Genomic DNA, 19,499 nt, shown 5'->3' with positions numbered 1-19,499 from the left:
CTGGTCGCTCGTCACCTGCGTCGACTGCCTCGCCGCGCTCCGCGCAGACCACGCCGCAGGACTCCCCACGCCCCGCCCGAGACGATCTGAGACTAGAAGTTGACTTTGACCACGTGACAGACCCTATGTTCAATATCGGCAAGTCCTGGCGGTGATGGAGCGCCTCCCACGCAGGACTACGAAGGCCGGACCGCTGAGCGTCGACCCCCACCTCATCCCGAGGGGACGTGCTCGTGCAGTCCGGCCTTCTGCCTTCCCCCAGACACCCGAGCCGCCCCGGATGAATGGCCCCCGATGGCCATAGCGACAAGCAACGCCTCGGGCTCCTTCGCGCGGGGCGGGCCTTTCGACAACTTCGGGTGCTGCGGTAACCAGCCCGCGTCGCCACCCCGAGCCGGACCCGCCCCGCTCCCACCCCCGCACGGAGGCCACCACATGAGCAACGCAGCTCGCAAGGCCCGCAAACGCGCTGGCATCCGCTTCATCCACATCCCGAAGACCCCGACCCGAGCGTATGGGAAGCTACCGCGCGGGTTCGGCCTCGTCACCGGCGCCGAGATCATGGCGGCTCTCGTCGCCCGGGGGATCGTATGAACGCCGCGGACATGCCGGAGTGCACGACCTGCGGGTCCCGCTACTCGAGCCCGCTCGCCGCCGCGCTGTGCTGCGACCCCGAGCTCGAGCAGCCCTAATGACCTGCCGATGCGACGACGCCGGCTGCGCGCTCCCCACGCCTGAGCCTCGCCCCACGGAGGGGAACGTCGACACGGACGGGCGCGTCTGATGGCCCGCAAGGTCTGCGCCCACCCCGGCTGCCCTACCCTCACCACCGGCACACGCTGCCCCACCCACCAGCGCGAGCAAGAGCAACGCCGAGGGACACGACAGCAACGCGGGTACGGCCCCGATCACGAACGCACCCGGGCGGCATGGGAAACCGAAGTCGCCACCGGGAAAGTCCGCTGCGCGAACCCCAACTGCCAACGCCCCCACGACCCGTTCATCCACCCCGGGGAACCGTGGGACCTCGGACACACTCCGGACCGTCGCAGCTACCGCGGACCCGAGCACACCGCCTGCAACCGAAGCGAAGGCGGCCGCACCGCACACAGGTGAAGGGGGACCCCATGAGCACAGCACCAGAGCGTGACCCCGCCAAGCAACTCGTCACCGCACGCATGCTCGTCGCCATGTTCGAGTCCCAGCTCACCGAGTACGCCGACATGAGTGACCACGACCGAGAGCACACGGACAGAGGACGCGACCTCACCGAGCGACTCCCCGGCCTACGCCAAGGCCACACACAGTGGGTGGCGCGCGCACAGGCCCTCGAAGACCACATCGCACACACCACGCACCACACGCCCTGAGACAGCCGCACAGCACCCCCCACGGACACCCCCTGACCCGCCCTGAGGTGACCCCTCAGGGGGTGGGGGGAGGCCCCCCGAGGCCCCCACCAGCCAGGACCGCCGGGGAGGTGGCAAAGGCCGCGAGCGGGTTCAAAGATTTCACCGGGAGGTGGTCGGGATGCCCCGTGGTGGTGCGCGCGCTGGGTCTGGTCCGGCTCCTGATGCGGGCTCGCTTCGAGAAGCAGTACGGATCGAAGCTGGGCTCATCCGGACGCTGCCTCGGCAGAGGAAGGGAGCGGCACCGGCATGGCCGCTGACGAAGGCGACGGCGCGGGAGATGGTCGTCTGGCGTCGCCAGTGGAAGCGTCCGCAGGCTGTCGTGTGGGAAGAGCAGGGGTCGATCGATGAGGTCGGAATGTACGTCCGGACCTTCTGCGAGGCGGAAGAGCTCGGCATCACCGCGGCGCGGCGAACGCTGCTCCTGCAGCAGCAGAATGCGCTGCTCATCACGCACACCGCGCTGCTCGCAGCCGGGTATCGGATCTCGACGTCGGCGGCACCGGTTTCGACCTCGTCGGCTGCGGTGTCAGCCACCACTGAGGCGAAGCGGAAAGTGATCCCCGACCCGCGCAGAAGGTTGAGGGCAGTGGAGGATGTCGGACCCGACAGCTGAGTTCGTCATCGACTTCCCGACGCTGGGTTTCCTGCAGTCGTCGTGGGTTTCGTGGCACTGCCCAATCCCCGACGGCTTCCACAAGGGGGAGCCGTTCGTCGAGGCGGACTGGCAACTCTGGTGTACCGCGAACCACGCTCGTGTGCGCCCGCGGACGCCGTGGCGTCCGGAGAACCCCGTCAAGGCGCAGGCGTTCGAGAACCGGCGGTCGCTGGTGGTTGGTCCGCAGAAGATCGGGAAGTCGCCTTGGGCGGCGTCGAAGGCGCTCACGATGGCGCTCGGTCCCGACCTGTTCGCCGGATGGGCGGGTGGGGGCGAGACGTTCGACTGCCAGACCTACGCGTGCGACTGCGGTTTCGTGTACGAGTACGAGCCGGGCGAGCCCATGGGGATGCCGTGGCCGACGCCTCTCGTGCAGCTCATGGCGACGTCGGACGACCAGGTGGACAACACCTGGCAGCCGATGCTGCAGATGATCAAGAACGGCCCACTCTCGGAGCGCGTACGCGCTGGCGAGTCGTTCGTACGCATCGGTGATGACGGGCGCATCGACAAGGTGACGTCGAGCGCCCTGTCACGACTCGGCAACCCGACCACCGGCTTCATCCAGGACGAGACCGGCATCTACACGAAGGCCAACGGCCTCGTGAAGGTTGCCGACACCATGGTGCGAGGAACCACCGCCATGGGCGGCCGCGGGTTCGAGCTCACCAACGCCTGGGACCCGGCCGAGGAGTCGACCGCGCGCAGCACCTTCGAGTCGCGCGTCACCGACCTCTTCAAGTTCTTCCGCCAGCCGCCCGCCAACCTCAGCTACAAGAACAAGCGCGAGCGCCGCAAGATCCACGCCTACGTGTACGCCGGCGCCGACCACGTGGACCTCGACGACATCGAAGCGCTCGCCGCTGAGTTGCTCGAGCGTGACCCCGCCCAGGCCGAACGGTTCTACGGGAACAAGCTCGTGCGCGGCATGGGTACGTGGCTCCCCGAAGGCGCCTGGGAAGGCGCGTACGCATCGCTGGGCCGCGTAGCCGCATGATCGCCCCTGTGGGCAGGTAAGGAGGTCCCCGATGCAGGCGACGAAGCGACCGTGGTTGCCGAACCCGCCGGATGGCACTGCCATCTGCATCGGGTTCTAGCTCGACGGCTCGATCAACAACGACTGGACAGGTCTCCGCGCGCAGACCATGACCGGCTTCGCCTTCACGCCTCGCTGGGGTCCCGACCAAGATCGGCCGTCGTTCTGGGACCCGAAGCAGCATGGCGACCGCATCCCGCACGGTGAGGTCGACGCAGCCGTCGACGAGCTGTTCGCCCGGTTCACCGTCGTGCGCATGTACTGCGACCCGGAGGACTGGAACACCGACATCGAGACGTGGGCGCTCCGCCACGGCGACGAGCACGTCGTTGAGTGGCCCACCAACTCCGTCTCCCGTATGTACGACGAGATCCGCCGGTTCGAGGCGGACCTCGCGAACGGGCGAATCACGCAGGACGGGTGCCCTATCACCGAACTGCACATGGGCAACGCGAAGAAGGTCGCGAAGCCCGGTCAGAAGTACATCCTCGGGAAGCCGAACGAGACGCAGAAGATCGACCTCGCCATGTGCTCGATCCTCGCGAACGCCGCCGTGCGCGACTCGCTCGCCGCTGGCTGGACACCCCCGAAACCGAGAGCCAAGGTGCGCGTCTGGCGCAGCAGATAGGAGAGCTGCCGTGACGGAACTGGACGAGGCGCTGCGACTGTCCCGAGCGATCAACCGGCAGAAGCCGATGCTCGAGAAGAACGACCTCTACTTTGAGGGTGAGCAGCCTCTCAAGTTCCTCGCCCCGGTCCTCCAGCAGGAGCTCGGCTACCGTCTCTCGCCGATCGTGCTGAACCTCGCCCTCTTCGCCGTCGACGTCTACGACAACCGGCTCGACGTCGAGGGATTCCGCATTGGCCGCGGCGCCGAGGCCGATGACGAGCTGTGGGACGTGTGGCATGAGAACGACGGCCCCGACCTGTCCCAGCAGGGGCACCGCGAGAGCCTCGCGCTCGGCCGCGCGTACGCCACCGTCGGCCCGGGGGAGTCGGACGACGACGCCCCCGTCATCACCCTCGAGTCTGCGTTCGACGCGATCCACGAGGACGACCCGCGCACGAAGCGCGTGAAGCACGGCGTGAAGCGGTGGACCGACCTCGACAAGACCCGGTGGATGACCTTCCACCACCAGAACGGGTGGATCACCTGGCGGCTCCAGCGCGGCACGTGGATCGAGGACTCCCGCGAGGACGACAACGGCAACAACCTCTGCTCCCTCGTGCCCCTGATGAACGACCCGCGCATCCTCGGCCGCAACCGGCCCGGGAAATTCGACCAGCGGCTCGGACGCTCCGTGTTCCACCCGATCGTCAGCCCCCTCGACGCGCTGAACAAGCTCGCCTCCGACATGATGGTGTCGGCCGAGTTCCACGCCCTCCCGCGACGCTTCGCGACCGGGCTGAACGAGGACGACTTCGTCGACGAGACCGGCGAGGCGCTCGACACGTACTCGATGATCGCCGGCCGCATGTGGTCGACCGAGAACAAGGATGCGAAGTTCGGGCAGTTCCCCGAGGCGTCGCTGTCGAACTTCCACGAGTCGATCAAGCTGATCATGCAGATCGTCGCGATGCAGCTCGGCATCCCCGCGGACTACCTGCTATTCCAGGGCGACAACCCGCCGTCGGCCGACGCAATACGTGCGTCGGAGGCGCAGCTGGTGAAGCGCGCCGAGCGGAAGCAGCGGACCCTGTCGACCCGGTGGGAGCAGGTGCAGCGCCTCGTCCTGATGAACATGGGCCGCGAGGACGACGCACGACCGAAGCAGATCGAGACGATCTGGCGCGACCCGTCGACCCCGACCGTGGCACAGAAGGCCGACGCGATCATGAAGCTCGTCACCACGAAGGACAACGCGGGCAGGTCGATCCTCCCGATCGAGCAGGCCCGTCAGGACCTCGGGTACACCGACATCCAGCAGGAGCGGATGGCGGACTGGGACGCGAACGTCACCACCGACCCGCAGATCGAGGCCGCGAGCCGGGCGCTGCAGGACGCCGCGTCGCGCGCGGAGGGCGGAGCTGTGAACGGTGCTGGTATCGGCGGCTGAGCAGTACCGCATCCAGCAGGGCATCTCGACGACCACCGCGGCCGCCGCGGTCGCCCTGTGGGGCCGGATGGACGACGACTTCGATACCGCGTGGGCGCGTATCCGACCGCAGACGCTCGACCTCGTCGAGAAGGGCCGCACCGCCGCCGTCGTGAACGCACTCGGCTACACGGCCGCGGCGCTGGCCGAGACCGGTCAGATCGACGACGCGGTGGGCACTCTCGCTCCGGCGGCGTTCCTCCGCTCGGCGCCCGACGGACGCGACGTCGGCGCGCTCCTCGACGGCGCGGTGTACGACACGAAATCGGCCGTCGCCCGCGGGCTGACCCCGGATGCCGCGCTCGCGCAGGGCTCGCGGTGGATGAGCATGGCGACGCTCACGCTCCTCGCCGACACCCGCCGCGAGGTCTACGGCGCCGACATAATCCAGCGGCCCACCCTGAACGGCTACACGCGGATGCTGAACCCGCCGTCGTGCTCTCGGTGCATCATCCTCGCGGGCCGCTGGTACCGGTGGAACGAGGGCTTCCGCCGGCACCCGCGCTGCGACTGCCAGCACATCCCCGCGTCCGAGTCGGTCGCCGGCGACATGAGAGTCGACCCGTACGAGACGTTCCGCTCGATGACCCCCGAGGCGCAGGAGCGCACCTTCGGACGGTCGCAGGCGCGCGCGATCCGCGACGGCGCCGACATCTACCGCGTCGTAAACATCAACCAGCGCGGCCTCGCCACGGCGAAGGGCGCCGCCCGCTACGGCACCCCGTCGCGGATGACCGTCGACGACATCTACCGCGTCGCCGGGACGCGCACGAACGCGATCCGGCTGATGCAGCGGGAGGGGTACATCCTCGACCGCGGGCAGGTGACCGTCGCGCGCGCGCCCGGCGTGCGCACGGACGCGCAGATCCTCGCTGCGGGTCGCGGCAGGGGCACGGTCACGATCGGCGGTCGGACGGCCACCACGCGCCGCGCGTCACGGTTCGATGCCGCGCAGATCGGCCAGCGGGACCCGCTGAACCGGGCGACGATGACCGCGGCCGAGCGTCGCCTGTACGACGCGAACTACCGCCTCCAGTACGCCCGCACCACCGGGAACGTCCCGCGTGGTGTCGGGCTCAGCAGCGCCGATGTGTTCGCGGCGCCGATTCCCGCGACCGCGACCCGGCTCGTCGAGCTCGAGCAGGATCTGGCGCGCGAGGTGCGCCGGCTCTCTGAGCGTGGCACGCCGCGGTCCGTGCGGCGTCTCGCGCGGTCGCTCGGACTCATCTGAAGACGTCGACCGGCGTCGCTCATCCTTCTTCCCACCGCATCCGGTGGAGGCGCTACGCGAGCGTTTCGCGGCATGGCCGACGGGCCTTAAACGGCGGCCGACGGGCCCGATAAACGGAAGGTCACATCCCACCATGAAGCGCAACGCATTCGGTCAGCTCGGCTGCTCCTTCGCTCCGGCCTACCACCGCCCCTTCCTCCGCTACTTCGACGGGGAGAACGGAGCCGGGGGAGGAGCGCCGAAGGAGTTCAAGGCTCCCGAGTCGCAGGAGGAGCTCGATCGCATCGTGTCCGAACGGGCACGCCGCGCCGAGCAGAAGGCCCGCGAGGAGGAGCGCGCGAAGTTCCCGGACTACGACGCGTACAAGACCGACGCCGAGAAGTTCCGCGCCGCCAACGCGCCGAAGCCGAAGGACGACGACGGCAAGCCGACGCCCCTCTCCCAGGAGGACGTCGACAAGCGCATCGAGGAGGCCCGCGCCGCGGACCGTCTCGAGCTCGCCCTCGAACGCGTCGGCGACCAGCTCGACAAGGCGCTCGAAGGACGCACGGTCCCCGCCTCGAAGCTCTTCGCCCTCGACCGGAAGACGCTCGTCAGCCAGGACGGCAAGAACGTCGACACCGAGGCGCTGAAGCAGTGGGTCGAGGACAACTCGACCGCCGTCGAGACCACCGAGCCGCGGCGCCGCCCCATCCCCGGACAGGGCAACCGCGACACCAACGCCACCGGCGGCAGCGTCCAGTCGGGACGTGACCTCTACGACGAGAAGCACTCCAAGAACAAGTCTGGAAAGGACTGATCATGCCCAAGCTCCGCCAGGAGACCTACGGCTCCGGTGACATGTCGTGGCTCGACTCCAGCCACGGCATCCGGAACGCCCGGACCGAGATCCTCGACATCTCGGCCTTCACCAAGAGCACCCACTACCCCGAGGGGTTCATCCGCTCGGGCACGCCCGTCGCCCTCGTCGGCGGCCTGCTCGTCCCCTACGACACCACGGCCGGCACCACGGCCGGCGCCGGTGTCCTCGAGGGGCACATCCTCACCGACCAGGTCGTCGTCGACGACAAGGACTTCGGTGTCCCGCTGCTCGACCACGGTCGTGTGAAGGTCGCGAAGATCGCGGCGTTCTACAGCAACTTCGCCAAGCCCGCCGCCGCGAAGCTCGCTTCGCTCATCAAGTACGTCTGAAGGGAGTAGACCATGGCACTCTGGACCGACCTGGTCGACCCGGCCACGCTGACCGGGTACATCCGCCGCTCCCTCGAGGAGTACGAGCAGAGCCGGGGCACCCTGGCTCGCTTCCTGCCGAACCGCGAGGTCGCCGACATCGTCGTGCGCTTCTTCGCCGGTGAGGCCGGACTGGTCGAGGAGGCGCAGTTCCGCGCCTTCGACGCCGAGATCGAGAAGGGCGCCCGCACCCCGCGCAAGCGCACCATCCTCGAGCTCGCCGCCGTCGGCCAGGAGATCCCCATCTCCGAGTACGAGCAGCTCCGCACCCGCAACGCCCCCGACACGCAGCTCGAGGCCTCCATCCTCGCGACCGCGCGTCAGGTCGTGCAGGCCGTCGCCGATCGCGTCGAGCGCCTCCGCGGCATCGTCCTCGCCACCGGCAAGGCCACGATCCCCGAGCTCGGCGCCGACGACGCCTTCGGCCGCAAGTCGGAGCACGACGTCACCGCGGCCAGCCTCTGGTCCGCGAGCAACGTCGACCGCCTCGCCTACCTGCAGGCGCTGCGCGACATCTACCTGGACACCAACGGTGTCGAGCCCGGCTCGATCCTCATGTCCTCGAAGGTGTTCACGGCCCTGTCGTCGGGCGACCAGTTCCGCGTGCAGCTCAACAACGGTGCGTCCCGCGCGTCGACGGAGACCGACGTGCGCGACATCATCACCGGCGCCGGCCTGCCGCAGATCGTCAAGTACGACCGCCGCACCCGCTCGGGAAAGGTGCTCGACGACACGAAGCTGATCCTCCTGCCCGCGCCGGTCGAGACCGACGCGTGGGAGGACACCGAGCTCGGCGCGACGTTCTGGGGTCAGACCCTCACGTCGACCGACGAGCGGTACGGCATCGAGGAGTCGGAGCAGCCCGGCATCGTCGCGGGCGTCTACCGGGGCGAGAAGCCCCCGATGATCGCCGAGGTCATCTCGGACGCCATCGCCCTCCCCGTGCTCGCGAACGCGAACCTCAGCCTCGCGGCCAAGGTCCTCTGACCCGAGCACCGAACGAGCGGGGCCTGACGCATCACGCGCCGGGCCCCGCTCCCACGGAAGGACAACAGCATGGCGAAAATCCGTGACGACCTCGACGGCGTCGTCGTCGCAGTGGGGGAGACCGGGCAGCCGATCATCCTCCGCGCCGGCGACACCATTCCGAAGGGCGTCGAGGTCGGCGACCACGTCCGCGCCGCCGCGCACTCCGACACCACGGAGAGCGACAACGCCCCGGAAGAGGTCGCCAGCGACGCCACCGGCTCGTCTGACGCGACGATGCCCACCCTGCCCCCTCGCGGTGGTGCCGGGTCCGGTGCGGACGCCTGGCGGGCGTACGGCGCCGCGGCCGCGAAGGTCAAGGGGTTCGAGATCGACATCCCCGCCCGCGCGACCAAGACCGACATCATCGAGGCGCTCAAGGGCGCAGGCATCCCGGTGGAGTGAGCATGGCGTGGCCGGACGTCACCGCGGACGACATCGCGGCCCGGTGGCGCCCGCTCACGCCAGCCGAGACCTCCGTCGCTGAGACGCGCATCGGTGACGCGGAGGCCGAGCTCATCCTGCAGCTCAGCCTCCGCGGCGTCACCGAGCCCGTCGACGACGAGCGGTGGCGGAGCGTCTACGTCTCCACCGTCGCGGAGATGGTGCGCCGCTACCTGCTGAACCCGGAGGGATGGTCCTCCGAGTCCGTCGCGCTCGACGACTACCGCGAGGACCGCCGACGCGACAAGGCCGACCCGACCGGCTCGATCTACGTCACCGACGCGGAGATCGGAAAGCTGCTCCCACGGCGCCGCCGCGGGGCGTTCTCGATCCGCCTGGGGCAGACGTGAACCCCGGCGTGCTTGAACGTGGCCGCGCAGTCGCGGAGTCGCTGATGCAGTCGACGGTGCGCATCCGTCGGCGCAGCGCGACGAAGACCCGCAACCCGCAGACGGGCCGCGAGGAGTACACCTGGTCGCTGATCTACGAGGGCCCCGCCCGGCTGCGCGCCGACGGAGCCCAGCCGCAGGACCAGGACGCCGCAGGTCAGCAGGTCACCGACCGGCAGATGCGGCTGTGGCTGCCAATCGCCGAGCACCCCGACATCGTCGCGGGCACTTCCTCGGACGTGCACGTCGACGACGTCGGGACGCTCACCGCGAACCCGTGGGACCCGAAGTCCGTCGGGACCGAGTTCCGCGTCCGCGACGGGCACGTGCAGACGCACTCCACCGCCCGCCGGCTCCCCGTGGAGGTGACCTCGCATGCCTGACGACTTCGGGATCGACGCGAGCGACTTCAGCCGCCTCGCGGTCGACCTCCGCAACGCCGGCCACGTCTCCGCCGAGTACCTCCGCCCCGCCCTCGAGGTGACGGCCGTCGCGATCCGCGACACCGCCCGCGAGAACGCGGCAGGGCTCGCGCACGCGCCCCGCTTCCCCGGGTCGATCACCTACGACTTCGTCGGTGATGCGCACGGCGGCGGCGCGCTCGGCGCGTTCATCGGCGGTCGCGGCACGTACGACCTGGAGGTGGAGATCGGCCCCGACAAGGAGCGGCCGCAGGGCGCGCTCGGCAATCTCATCGAGTACGGGTCGGTGAAGAACCCGCCGCAGGGCATCATGCATGGCGCTCTCCAAGCCCACCAGGACGAGCTCGAACGCGGCGTCACGAAGGCCGTCGACGACACGCACCGTGCGGCAGGGCTCCTGTGAGCCCGAATCAGGTGCGCACTCTCATCGAGGCGCACGTCGACGCGGTGACCGCCCGCCTGCGCGAGGACCCCGAGCTGGCGGACACCGTCTTTGAGGGCGACGTGACGGGCGACCCCGAGCAGTTCGTCAACGTACACCACGACACCGGGGTGTACGCCGCGCACAACTACGTCGACACCATCAGCGACGTCGAGGTCACCTTCACCATCCACAGCGTCGGCAACACCGACTGGGAAGCCACCTGGCGCGCCGGACGCGTGCTCGCACAGCTGCTCCAGTTCAAGCCGACCATCCCCGGCCGCCGGTGCTTCCGCATGGAACCCGCCGGCAGTCAGCCCGTCACCCTCGACCGAGACGTGACGCCCCCGAAGCACATCGCGGTGAACCGCTTCGTGCTGCGTTCGATCCCCGCGTAGGAGGTGCCCCGATGGGCCACAAGTACACGCGTGTGCGCGACAAGGCCACCGGCCACGAGTACGACGTCCTGTCGCACCGCGTCGACACCGACAAGCACGAACCGCTCGACCCCGAGAAGTGGCCCGAGGCGAACGCACCCCGCGCGCCCCGACACAACGTCAAGGGCCCCCGCCCGAAGGCGAGCGCGAAGCGCACCAGCGAGACCGCGGAGTAACCGCACCCACCCTTTCCGCCCCGTGGCACCAGCAAGGAGAAGACATGTCCCTGACCACCCCCACCGCGGTGCCGAGCATGGGCACCCGCCGCGTCGTCGCCATCCAGACCGCGGCCAACCTGAACGCCCTCAAGATGTCCGACATCGACAGCGCGATCAACATCTCGTGCTACCTCACCCGCTCCGGCGGCTGGGCCCCCACGAAGGAGCAGGCGTCCGTCGCACATCAGCCGTACTGCTCGTCGCAGGACTTCGAGATCCCCGGCGCGAAGAGCCGGCAGCTGATGCTGCAGTACACCTTCAACCTCGAGGACCCGACCTCCGACGTCGCCCGCATCGAGCTCGAAGAGGGCACGTCGCTGATCCTCGTGCACTTCCTGCAGAAGAACGAGGACGACGACGACTTCGCGATCGGCGACTGGTACGAGGCCGTCCCCGTCCTCATGGGCGAGCAGAACGTCGTCCCGATGGAGGACAACGCGCTCGACCGCATCCAGCAGAAGGCGTTCGTCCGCGGCGAGTGGACCGGGCTGCACAAGCTCGTCGCCTGACCCAGACCCCGGTGGGGACCGCTGCCACGGGCGGCCCCCACCGGTTCACCGTGGCACCCGTGGCGAAACGTGGAAGGAACCCCTCATGTCCGACGAACTGGACGACCTGCTCGACGAACGACGCCTCCCCGAGAAGGACGTCGCCATCTGCCTCGACCTCACCCTGCTCGCCGAGCGCGACCAGGCCATGAAGAAGGTCCAGGACGCCGCCCGCGCTCACGCCTCTGCGGGCAAGCTGAGCCCCGACGCACCGATGGCGAGTGACGGTGGCATCGCCAAGGCGAAGCGGGACCTCGATGCCGCGAACGCCGCCGTGCACGAGATCGAGCAGCGCATCGCGTCGAAGTCGATCGTGCTGCGCATCTTCGGCGTCGACCGCGTGACCTACAACCAGTGGATGCTGTCCTGCCCGCCCCGCAAGGGCCGCCAGGAGGTCTACGACCCCACCAAGTTCTTCATGCACGCCGCGAAGAACAGCGCGAAGTTCGTGTCCAAGAAGGACGGCGAGCTCAAGGACATCACCGCGGCGCAGTGGTTCCGCATCGACAAGACGATCACCGACGGCGAGCACGACCGCATCGCCAACGCCGTGATCGAGGTGAACCGTGCGGCCGGCGGCATGGACGTCGCTTTTTTCGGAGCCGCCTCGCCGACGACCCCCGACTCCTCCGAGACCTCCGACTAGCTCGGACCCTCGGGCGAGCACCACGCGTGCTGTGGGGGTGGGCCCCGGTCGACCACATGGTCCCGGAGCCCACCGCCGACGGGCACCTCGGCTACCGCATCGAGCGTGAGCCGGAGTTCGACCAGGAGCAGTACGACATGCTCGCCGCGCTTGAGGAGTACGAGGCCGGTCTGAACGCCCTCGGCCTGCCGCTGTCGGAGACGACGTCGCCCCTCGCCGACCCGGCGAACCCCCACGGCACCCACTGGTACGAGCCGACCGTGCTGCGCGACTACGCGCTCGCGGCGATCGAGGAGCGGGAAGCCGACTTCAAGGAGCACCCGTCACGGGCCCGGATCTTCGGGGTGGTGCGGCGCGACCGATAACCCCACGGAGGTGCCATGGCCGACCGGTCTGTGAAGGTCAGTCTTTACCTCCAGGCGCAGGGGTACATCTCCGGGATGGACGCGGTCGCGCAGAAGACCGCGAAGACCGGCAGCGAGATCGAGAAGCTCTCGCAGAAGCGGGACGCGTTCAACGCGATCGGCGCCTCCGCCGTCGGCATGGGCGCAGCGATCGGCGTCGGACTCGGCGTCGCGGTGTCCCGGTTCTCCGAGTTCGACCAGCAGATGTCGTCCGTCCAGGCCGCCACGCACGAGTCCGCGGACAGCATGGCGATCCTGCGGGATGCCGCGCTGGAGGCGGGGGAGTCCACGGTCTACTCCGCGACGGAGTCGGCCGCGGCGATCGAGGAGCTCGCGAAGGCCGGCGTCTCGACCGCTGACATCCTCTCCGGCGCGCTCGGCGGGTCCCTCGACCTCGCCGCGGCCGGGGAGCTCGGCGTTGCGCGCGCCGCGGAGATCACTTCGACCGCGCTGAACCAGTTCGGCCTCGACGGTGGACAGGCGGCGCACGTCGCCGACGTGCTCGCCGCCGGCGCGGGCAAGGCCATGGGCTCCGTTGACGACCTCGCCAACGGCCTCAAGTTCGTCGGCCCCGTCGCCGCGGCGATGGGCGTCTCCCTCGAGGAGACGACCGGTGTGCTCGCGCTGTTCGCGCAGCAGGGCATTATCGGTGAGCAGGCCGGCACGTCCCTCCGTGGTGTGCTGTCCTCGCTGACGTCGCCTTCGAAGGAAGCCCGTCGCGAGATCGAGCGCCTCGGCCTGCAGATGTACGACGCCCAGGGGAACTTCCTCGGGCTGCAGAACGCCGCAGGGCAGCTCTCGAACGCGTACAAGGGCATGGACGGCGCATCCCGCGACGCGTCGCTCGGCATCATCTTCGGCCGGGAGACGGTCACCGCCGCCACCGCGCTGTACCAGGCGGGCGCGGAGGGCGTCGACGAGTGGACCCGCGCGGTCGACGACAGCGGCTACGCCGCGGAGACCGCGCGCGCCCGACTCGACAACCTCGCCGGCGACGTCGAGGCACTCGGGGGGGCGTTCGACACCGCGCTGATCCAGACCGGGTCCGGCGCGAACGATGTGCTCCGGCAGATGGTGCAGGGGCTCTCCGCGCTCGTCGACATGTACAACGACGTGCCGGAGCCGGTGCAGACAGCGACGCTGCTCATCGGCGCCGCGGCGGCGGCCGTGGCCCTGTCCACGGGTGCGACGATGCTCGCGATTCCGAAGTGGGCCGAGTACCGCGCGACCGTGTCGGCCGCGGGCATCTCGATGAAGACCGTCGCGCTGCAGAGTGTCGGCGTCGGCATCGCCCTCGCAGCCCTCGGGGCCGTCATCGGCGCCGCGATCTCGCGTCAGGCGGAGATGCGCGCCGGGGCGCAGGAGTTCTCCGACACCCTCGATGAGACGACCGGTGTGGTCACCGCGAACACGCGGGCCATGATCGCGAAGAAGCTCGCCGACCAGGGCGTGTTCGAGCAGGCGTCGAAGGCCGGCGTCACGCAGAAGGAACTGACCGACGCGCTCTACTCGGGCGGGAAGGCCGCGACCGAAATCGTGCAGCGGTTCAAGGACGCGTCCTTCGCCACCGGCGGGTTCGACATCGGCCTGCAGGACGCAATGCGCGCCGTCGACGACATGAACACCCAGCTCGGGGAATCGAAGACCCGGCACGCGGACTACCGCGAGGCCATGGTCGGCAGCACCGACGCCCTCGCCGAGGCGGAGGCGGCGACCGCCGCGAACGAGCGCGCCCTCGCCGGGCTCGCCGGTCAGGCGTCGTCGACCGAGACCGACATCGGCAAGCTCGCCGACACGATCCGCGGCTTCGGGTCCGCGCAAATGGACACGAACGCCGCCGCGCGCGGCTTCGAGCAGGCGCTCGACGACCTCCAGGGGTCGATCGACGAGAACGGGTCCACCCTCGATCGCACCATCCAGCAGGGACGCGACAACGAGGCGAACCTTGACGGGCTCGCCCGCGCGACCCTCGAATGGTCGGCCGCGACGATCCAGCAGACCGGGGACCAGGAGGCCGCGAACCAGATCATCTCCGACGGCCGGCAGCGGCTCGTGGAGATGCTGGAGCAGTTCGGCATCACGGGTGACGAGGCGCAGGCGTACGCCGACCGTCTCGGGCTCATCCCGGGGCAGATCAGCACCGCGGTGGAGCTGAACGCCACCGAGGCGCAGGGCGCCGTGGATCGGTTCGTGACGCTCAACTCCGGGCGGCAGATCCCGCTGCGGATCACCGCGGAGGGCATCTCGAGCATCACCCTCCCCAACGGGATGACGGCGCGCTCGAACTTCTCGGGCGGGTTCTACGAGAAGGCGAAGCCGAAGGCGTTCGCCGCCGGCGGGTTCGCGTCCGGGATCTACCCGGGCCAGGCGGGCGGGATCCACAAGTTCGCCGAGGGGCACCTCCCGTGGGAGGCGTACATCAGCCCCGACCCGGCGTACCGGGACAAGAACCTTCAGATCCTCGACGAGGTCGGGCACCGCCTCGGTGCCTGGCAGCGTCCGCAGGCATCCGCAGCGCCGCAGGTCGCCGTCACGGCCGCGGGGCCGTCGCTGTCCACCGGCGACTTCAACCTCTACAACACGGGCATGTCCCGGTCGGAGGTGAAGGAGCTGGTGCGCGACGAGTTCGACCGGAAGTTCGCGCGAGGGGGCCTGTGATGGAAGTCGACGCGCGATTCGAAGCCGCCCTGCAGGGCATCCGCCTCCAGGGCGGCTTCGGGCCCGAACCGGGCTACTACGTGTCCGAGGTGGATGGGCTGCTCTCCGGCGGCGAGGTCGTCGCTGAGAACGCCCCACGCGGCTTCGGACCCGGCGCTCACGACACCGACAACCGCCGCGAAGACCCACGCATCGTCACCTTCCGCGGCCTGATCATCGCCGCGAGCATGTGGCAGCTCGGCACCATGATCGACGAGCTCGGAGCGATCCTCTCCGAGGAGACCGACCGCACGCCGCTCGTGTGGACCGAGTTCGGCCGCTGGCGCACGACGACCGTCCGCCGCGGCGCTGGCTGGTCCATCACCCCCATACGCGCCACCGGCACCGCAGCGTTCACGATCCGCTTCCGCGCACCGGACCAGCGCATCTACGCCGCGGAGACGCAGATGACCGCGTGGGGCGTCGAGGTGCCCGTCCGCAACCGCGGAGGTTACCCCGCTCCCGTCATCGCCGAGGTGCGCGGTAACAGCGCTGGGGGATACGTCCTGTACGGCCCACGCGAGTCCGCGGTCGTCGTCACTCGCGCGATCACCGCGGGCAGCGTTCACCGATACTACGGCGACACCGGTCTGCTCGAGGTCGGCGGGGCACCTCAGACCACGGGCGTGACCCGATCCGACCGCATCGACATCCCCCGCGGGGCGTTCACGTTCGTCGTCACGAACGGGTGCGAGGTGCGTATCTCCTGGGCTGACACCTGGGTCCCCTAGGAGGCGCGGTGCGGATCACCTACAAGCTGTTCGACGGCTTCGACGGCAGCCCGCTCAGCATCCCGGTGCACGCGCCCGGCCGGTGGGACATGCACCTTTCGCAGCGGGGGAGCGGGAAACACGACCTGGTCATCCCGTTCACCACGGCATTCACGCAGCAGCAGTGGGAGGACTCGACGATCCCGTGGCGGCATGTGCTGTGCGAGATGTGGGACGGGGAGCCGAAGTACGGCGGCTTCATCGTCGACAAGCACTGGTCGCCTCGACGGCAGGTGCTGTCGTGTGACACGTGGACGCCGGAGACGCTCCTGCAGGACCGGTACCCGTTCGGGGTGGGGTCCTACTTCAGCACCACGTTCGGCGTGTACGGGCGCAGCCTGCGCGGCGCGATCAGCGACGTCGTGAACCGGGTCACGAGCGACCCGTTCCCTCAGCCGGGGCAGTCGTGGCTGCTCCCCGTCGACCTGCCGTACCTGGGTGAGGCGGGCGGGTACTCGAGGGACTTCCCGAACGAGGACTGGCGCACCGCTCAGCAGATCATCGACTTCTTCCAGAAGCTCGAAGGCGGCCCGGACTTCGCCTTCATCCCGAAGCTCGACGCGCGCGGCTGGCTCCGCTGGGACGTCATCGTCGGCGACCCCCTCGTGCCCGGCCCCACCGTCGATCTTCCGCTGTCGGTGCGCACGTCTCCCGCTGGCGACGTCGTCATGCACGAGTACGGGCGAGACATGCGCACCGGTCAGTTCGTCAAGGGCGAGGGGTACGACAAGCGACGCCCGTTCGGTGAGGCGGGCGCCGAGCCCGGCCCGGCCGTGGCCGTCCGCGACGTCGCGCAGAACGAGGTGGGTGAGGACCTCGACCTCGACAGCATCGCCCGCGCGCGACTGCGGCGGAACCGCTCGTCCATCCTGCAGAACGACATCGGATCGCTGCGGGTCGGGGAAGGACCCGGTGCAATACCGCCCAGCGCGATCCGCCTCGGCACTCGCCTGAACAGTCGGTACTCCGGCGACGGGTACAAGCGCCCATTCACGCAGCAGCTCTACCTGACGTCGTTCTCTTTCGACTCGCGGTCGCGTCCCGACTTCGTCACCCCGGAAGTGCAGGTCATCTGATGGCAACCGACGACCCGAACTACTCCTACCTGCTGCGACGCATCGAGGAGCTCGAGCAGCTGCTCCGCGCCAACCCCCTGCGGTCGGCGTCCGTGTCCCGCGGCACCACCGAGTTCCGAGAGAACTCGACCCTGCTCATCACCGACTCGAACATGAGGGTCGTCGGCGTCGCGTACGTCTCCGGGCGGCTGGAGGGCGAGGGGACCTTCTCCTGGTCGGGGCCGACGCTGCTCGACGGTTCGGTCGAGATCACGAACACGCTCGACGTGCTCGCGGCGACGCGACTGCGCGGTGAGACAACTATCGAGGGGCTGACGCGCCTCCTCGCCGAGCTCATCGTCGAGGGCAAGATCACCGTCGGGAACGTCATCCTCGAGGACGGGAAGATCAAGGCTGGCGGCATGACCATCAACCCGGACGTCAACGGTGGTCAAATTGACTTCGGCGGCGGCCGGTCCGTGAACGCGGGCACCGGGTTCCTCGGGCTATACGACGGGGACCGCTTCGTCGTGTTCAACGGATCCGGGGTGACGATGGTCGCCGGCGGGCGCTCGATCTCGGTGGGGCCGTCCGGCATCCGCGTCTCAGGTGTTCCGTCAGTGCCTACTGCTGACATTCCCGGGAGCTTCCCGAGTGCGCTCGTCGCCGATGCGAGCGGTCTCGTCAGTCGCGTCGTGCCCTAATCGCAGAGCGCAGCGCGCGCGGCCGTGACGATCGTCGCGCTGTCGGAGTAGCCGCCCATCGCGTTCGTCGGTTCCCCTTCGATGACGCTGATGCTGTCGCTTGAGGTCCCCGAAGCGAGCGCTTCGCACGCCTCCTGGCCCGCCGCGAGTAGCTGCTCGTCGGTGGCTTTCGGGATGACGTTGTCGGGGCGGAGCTTCGCGCGCACGGCGCCGAGGAACACCGCCTCTTCGTCAGTCGCTGTGGGCGTCTCTGCGGTGAGCGGCTGCACCTCGACGGTGGTGCCTCCATCGCTGAACGTACCCGACGCGCCCGGCGTGACCGTGACCGTCTCCGACGTCACCGTGCTCGTGCATCCGGTGAGCAGCAGAAGGGCGACGGCGCCAGCGGCGACGAGTCCACGTTTCATGCCGCTCACCCTATCCATCTCCGCGCCCGTGGCCCATGCCCGGGACCGACGAAAGGACGTTCCACGCATGCCCCGATACGAGAACGGTCGCGCCCCGCTGAGCGACCTCGTCAAGCTCGCCGACCAGCACTACCTCCCCGTCGGTACTGCCGCGCGCTGGCGGGAAGTGCAGCGTCTCGCGTGGGAGAAGTACGGCGTCTGGCTCGTCATCACCCCCGGGTGGAACGGGTACCGCCCGCTCGACGTGCAGATCCAGTACCGCAAGGAGCTCGGCATCTGGGCCGCGGTTCCCGGCTACTCCTCCCACGGCCTCACCTACCAGGGCCGCGACTGCGCCGCGATCGACGTCAACAACTGGGGCGCGCTCGCCCCCGGCAACGAGTCCCTCGCGTGGGCGCGGTTCGTCGCGCTCTGCCGCATCGTCGGCTTCATCGTCGACTTCGTCTCCCCGCGCGAGCTCTGGCACATCGGCGACTACGACCCGTTCACGGTCCCCGCGTTCGCGTCGATCGTCATCAACCCCGGCACCACCAACCGCCCCACCCTGTCCGAGGAGGACGACATGCTCGCACTCAACATCGACGCCGGCCCCAACGGGCTGGTCAAGGCCACCCTGGGCCCCGGCATCTTCCGCCACCTCATCCAGGACGACGACCCCGAGTGGGTCAAGAACGTCGTCCGCACCGACGACGAGTGGACCCACGTCCCGCTCAGCCGCCTGCCCATCCTCCTGCGGACGTACGGCTGCGACCTGAACATCTGGGCGTTCGTCGACGGCAAGTTCGCCGTGCTCAACCCCGACGACGGGAGCGTCCGCCCCGGCAACATGTGGCACCGCTGATGACCGTCATCCCGACGGCGTGGCGGGACAAGCTCACCGACATCTGGCTCGCCGAGACGTTCACCGCGATTATTGCGATCGTGTCGACGGCGTACGGCGTCGTGGTCATCGTCACCGCGCCGGACCTGCTGCGGGTGCTGTCGTTCCGGCAGGCGTTCGCGTGGGCACCGCCGCACGCGTGGGGCCTGACGATGGTCGTCCTCGGTGTGCTCATGCTGGGGCTGCTCGCGCACTCCCGACTCGCCGCGGCCGTGCCGGCCGTGCTGCTCGCGCTCGCGTGGGTGGCATGGTCGCTGCCGATCATCCAGTCGCCCGGGTTCGTGTGGACCGCGTTCGTGATCTACGCGGGCATGGCCGCGCTGACCCTCGCGACGGCGTTCTCGCTGCTCGTACCTCGACGGAAGGGGTGA

Annotated in this window: 26 protein-coding genes; 25 read left to right on the top strand and 1 reads right to left on the bottom strand. The window is 69.3% G+C overall.

Features of this window, described 5'->3' with window-relative positions:
* Positions 1–435: 435 nt before the first annotated feature.
* From ACFZA2_RS01885 to ACFZA2_RS01775, 23 genes are all read left to right on the top strand, one after another.
* Positions 436–594 (top strand): hypothetical protein, encoded by a 159-nt coding sequence (locus ACFZA2_RS01885; protein WP_391399859.1) that lies wholly within the window; start codon positions 436–438, stop codon positions 592–594.
* A gap of 533 nt (positions 595–1,127) precedes the next feature.
* Positions 1,128–1,370 carry a hypothetical protein gene (locus tag ACFZA2_RS01880; protein ID WP_391399856.1) on the top strand — a complete coding sequence of 81 codons (243 nt, stop codon included), beginning with the start codon at positions 1,128–1,130 and terminating at the stop codon, positions 1,368–1,370.
* 319 nt (positions 1,371–1,689) lie between these two features.
* Positions 1,690–2,025, top strand: coding sequence for a hypothetical protein (locus ACFZA2_RS01875; protein WP_391399853.1), 336 nt, complete (start codon positions 1,690–1,692; stop codon positions 2,023–2,025).
* The gene (locus tag ACFZA2_RS01870) at positions 2,006–3,064 is read left to right on the top strand and encodes a terminase (protein ID WP_391399851.1); all 1,059 of its coding nucleotides are present in this window, start codon (positions 2,006–2,008) and stop codon (positions 3,062–3,064) included. Before ACFZA2_RS01875 ends, ACFZA2_RS01870 begins: the two co-directional genes overlap by 20 nt.
* 148 nt (positions 3,065–3,212) lie before the next feature.
* On the top strand, positions 3,213–3,731 hold the full coding sequence (locus ACFZA2_RS01865; protein WP_391399848.1) for a terminase: 519 nt from the start codon (positions 3,213–3,215) through the stop codon (positions 3,729–3,731).
* A gap of 10 nt (positions 3,732–3,741) precedes the next feature.
* Entirely contained in the window at positions 3,742–5,160 is a 1,419-nt protein-coding gene (locus tag ACFZA2_RS01860; protein WP_391399845.1) for a phage portal protein, read from the top strand.
* Positions 5,141–6,430, top strand: coding sequence for a hypothetical protein (locus ACFZA2_RS01855; RefSeq protein ID WP_391399842.1), 1,290 nt, complete (start codon positions 5,141–5,143; stop codon positions 6,428–6,430). The genes ACFZA2_RS01860 and ACFZA2_RS01855 overlap by 20 nt, the downstream gene beginning before the upstream one ends.
* A 133-nt stretch (positions 6,431–6,563) precedes the next feature.
* Positions 6,564–7,229 carry a hypothetical protein gene (locus ACFZA2_RS01850; protein ID WP_391399840.1) on the top strand — a complete coding sequence of 222 codons (666 nt, stop codon included), beginning with the start codon at positions 6,564–6,566 and terminating at the stop codon, positions 7,227–7,229.
* A 2-nt stretch (positions 7,230–7,231) separates the two neighbouring features.
* Positions 7,232–7,621 carry a hypothetical protein gene (locus ACFZA2_RS01845; protein WP_391399837.1) on the top strand — a complete coding sequence of 130 codons (390 nt, stop codon included), beginning with the start codon at positions 7,232–7,234 and terminating at the stop codon, positions 7,619–7,621.
* Positions 7,622–7,633: 12 nt separating this feature from the next.
* Complete coding sequence (locus tag ACFZA2_RS01840) at positions 7,634–8,647, top strand: major capsid protein (RefSeq protein ID WP_391399835.1); 1,014 nt, start codon at positions 7,634–7,636, stop codon at positions 8,645–8,647.
* Between the two features lie 69 nt (positions 8,648–8,716).
* A complete protein-coding gene (locus tag ACFZA2_RS01835; protein WP_391399832.1) occupies positions 8,717–9,091 on the top strand; it encodes a hypothetical protein in 375 nt (124 codons plus the stop codon).
* A 2-nt stretch (positions 9,092–9,093) separates the two neighbouring features.
* A complete protein-coding gene (locus ACFZA2_RS01830; protein WP_391399829.1) occupies positions 9,094–9,480 on the top strand; it encodes a hypothetical protein in 387 nt (128 codons plus the stop codon).
* Positions 9,477–9,902, top strand: a complete 426-nt coding sequence (locus ACFZA2_RS01825) for a DUF6093 family protein (RefSeq protein WP_391399826.1) — start codon at positions 9,477–9,479, stop codon at positions 9,900–9,902. The genes ACFZA2_RS01830 and ACFZA2_RS01825 overlap by 4 nt, the downstream gene beginning before the upstream one ends.
* On the top strand, positions 9,895–10,344 hold the full coding sequence (locus tag ACFZA2_RS01820) for a hypothetical protein (protein WP_391399823.1): 450 nt from the start codon (positions 9,895–9,897) through the stop codon (positions 10,342–10,344). The genes ACFZA2_RS01825 and ACFZA2_RS01820 overlap by 8 nt, the downstream gene beginning before the upstream one ends.
* A gap of 11 nt (positions 10,345–10,355) precedes the next feature.
* Positions 10,356–10,760 carry a hypothetical protein gene (locus ACFZA2_RS01815; RefSeq protein WP_391399820.1) on the top strand — a complete coding sequence of 135 codons (405 nt, stop codon included), beginning with the start codon at positions 10,356–10,358 and terminating at the stop codon, positions 10,758–10,760.
* A gap of 11 nt (positions 10,761–10,771) precedes the next feature.
* Positions 10,772–10,975 carry a hypothetical protein gene (locus ACFZA2_RS01810; RefSeq protein WP_391399817.1) on the top strand — a complete coding sequence of 68 codons (204 nt, stop codon included), beginning with the start codon at positions 10,772–10,774 and terminating at the stop codon, positions 10,973–10,975.
* A 44-nt stretch (positions 10,976–11,019) separates the two neighbouring features.
* Positions 11,020–11,526, top strand: coding sequence for a hypothetical protein (locus ACFZA2_RS01805; protein ID WP_391399814.1), 507 nt, complete (start codon positions 11,020–11,022; stop codon positions 11,524–11,526).
* A gap of 85 nt (positions 11,527–11,611) precedes the next feature.
* Positions 11,612–12,211, top strand: coding sequence for a hypothetical protein (locus ACFZA2_RS01800; RefSeq protein WP_391399811.1), 600 nt, complete (start codon positions 11,612–11,614; stop codon positions 12,209–12,211).
* A 26-nt stretch (positions 12,212–12,237) separates the two neighbouring features.
* Complete coding sequence (locus tag ACFZA2_RS01795) at positions 12,238–12,576, top strand: hypothetical protein (protein ID WP_391399808.1); 339 nt, start codon at positions 12,238–12,240, stop codon at positions 12,574–12,576.
* Positions 12,577–12,591: 15 nt separating this feature from the next.
* Positions 12,592–15,273: a phage tail tape measure protein gene (locus tag ACFZA2_RS01790; RefSeq protein WP_391399805.1), complete on the top strand. Its 2,682-nt coding sequence runs from the start codon at positions 12,592–12,594 to the stop codon at positions 15,271–15,273.
* Positions 15,273–16,043 (top strand): hypothetical protein, encoded by a 771-nt coding sequence (locus tag ACFZA2_RS01785; RefSeq protein ID WP_391399802.1) that lies wholly within the window; start codon positions 15,273–15,275, stop codon positions 16,041–16,043. Before ACFZA2_RS01790 ends, ACFZA2_RS01785 begins: the two co-directional genes overlap by 1 nt.
* A gap of 8 nt (positions 16,044–16,051) precedes the next feature.
* The gene (locus ACFZA2_RS01780; RefSeq protein ID WP_391399800.1) at positions 16,052–17,158 is read left to right on the top strand and encodes a hypothetical protein; all 1,107 of its coding nucleotides are present in this window, start codon (positions 16,052–16,054) and stop codon (positions 17,156–17,158) included.
* Entirely contained in the window at positions 17,158–17,841 is a 684-nt protein-coding gene (locus ACFZA2_RS01775; RefSeq protein ID WP_391399797.1) for a hypothetical protein, read from the top strand. The genes ACFZA2_RS01780 and ACFZA2_RS01775 overlap by 1 nt, the downstream gene beginning before the upstream one ends.
* Here ACFZA2_RS01775 and ACFZA2_RS01770 read toward each other — a convergent pair.
* On the bottom strand, positions 17,838–18,248 hold the full coding sequence (locus ACFZA2_RS01770) for a DUF732 domain-containing protein (protein WP_391399795.1): 411 nt from the start codon (positions 18,246–18,248) through the stop codon (positions 17,838–17,840). The two genes, ACFZA2_RS01775 and ACFZA2_RS01770, sit on opposite strands and share 4 nt — an antisense overlap.
* A 67-nt stretch (positions 18,249–18,315) precedes the next feature.
* On the opposite strand from ACFZA2_RS01770, the gene ACFZA2_RS01765 reads away from it, so the two are divergent.
* Together ACFZA2_RS01765 and ACFZA2_RS01760 are read left to right on the top strand one after the other, a co-directional pair.
* Positions 18,316–19,089 carry a hypothetical protein gene (locus ACFZA2_RS01765; protein WP_391399792.1) on the top strand — a complete coding sequence of 258 codons (774 nt, stop codon included), beginning with the start codon at positions 18,316–18,318 and terminating at the stop codon, positions 19,087–19,089.
* Positions 19,089–19,499: a hypothetical protein gene (locus tag ACFZA2_RS01760; protein WP_391399790.1), complete on the top strand. Its 411-nt coding sequence runs from the start codon at positions 19,089–19,091 to the stop codon at positions 19,497–19,499. The genes ACFZA2_RS01765 and ACFZA2_RS01760 overlap by 1 nt, the downstream gene beginning before the upstream one ends.

Source organism: Microbacterium sp. NPDC007973 (assembly GCF_042958465.1).
Taxonomy (GTDB): domain Bacteria; phylum Actinomycetota; class Actinomycetes; order Actinomycetales; family Microbacteriaceae; genus Microbacterium; species Microbacterium galbum.
This window is presented reverse-complemented; position numbering and strand designations above follow the sequence as displayed.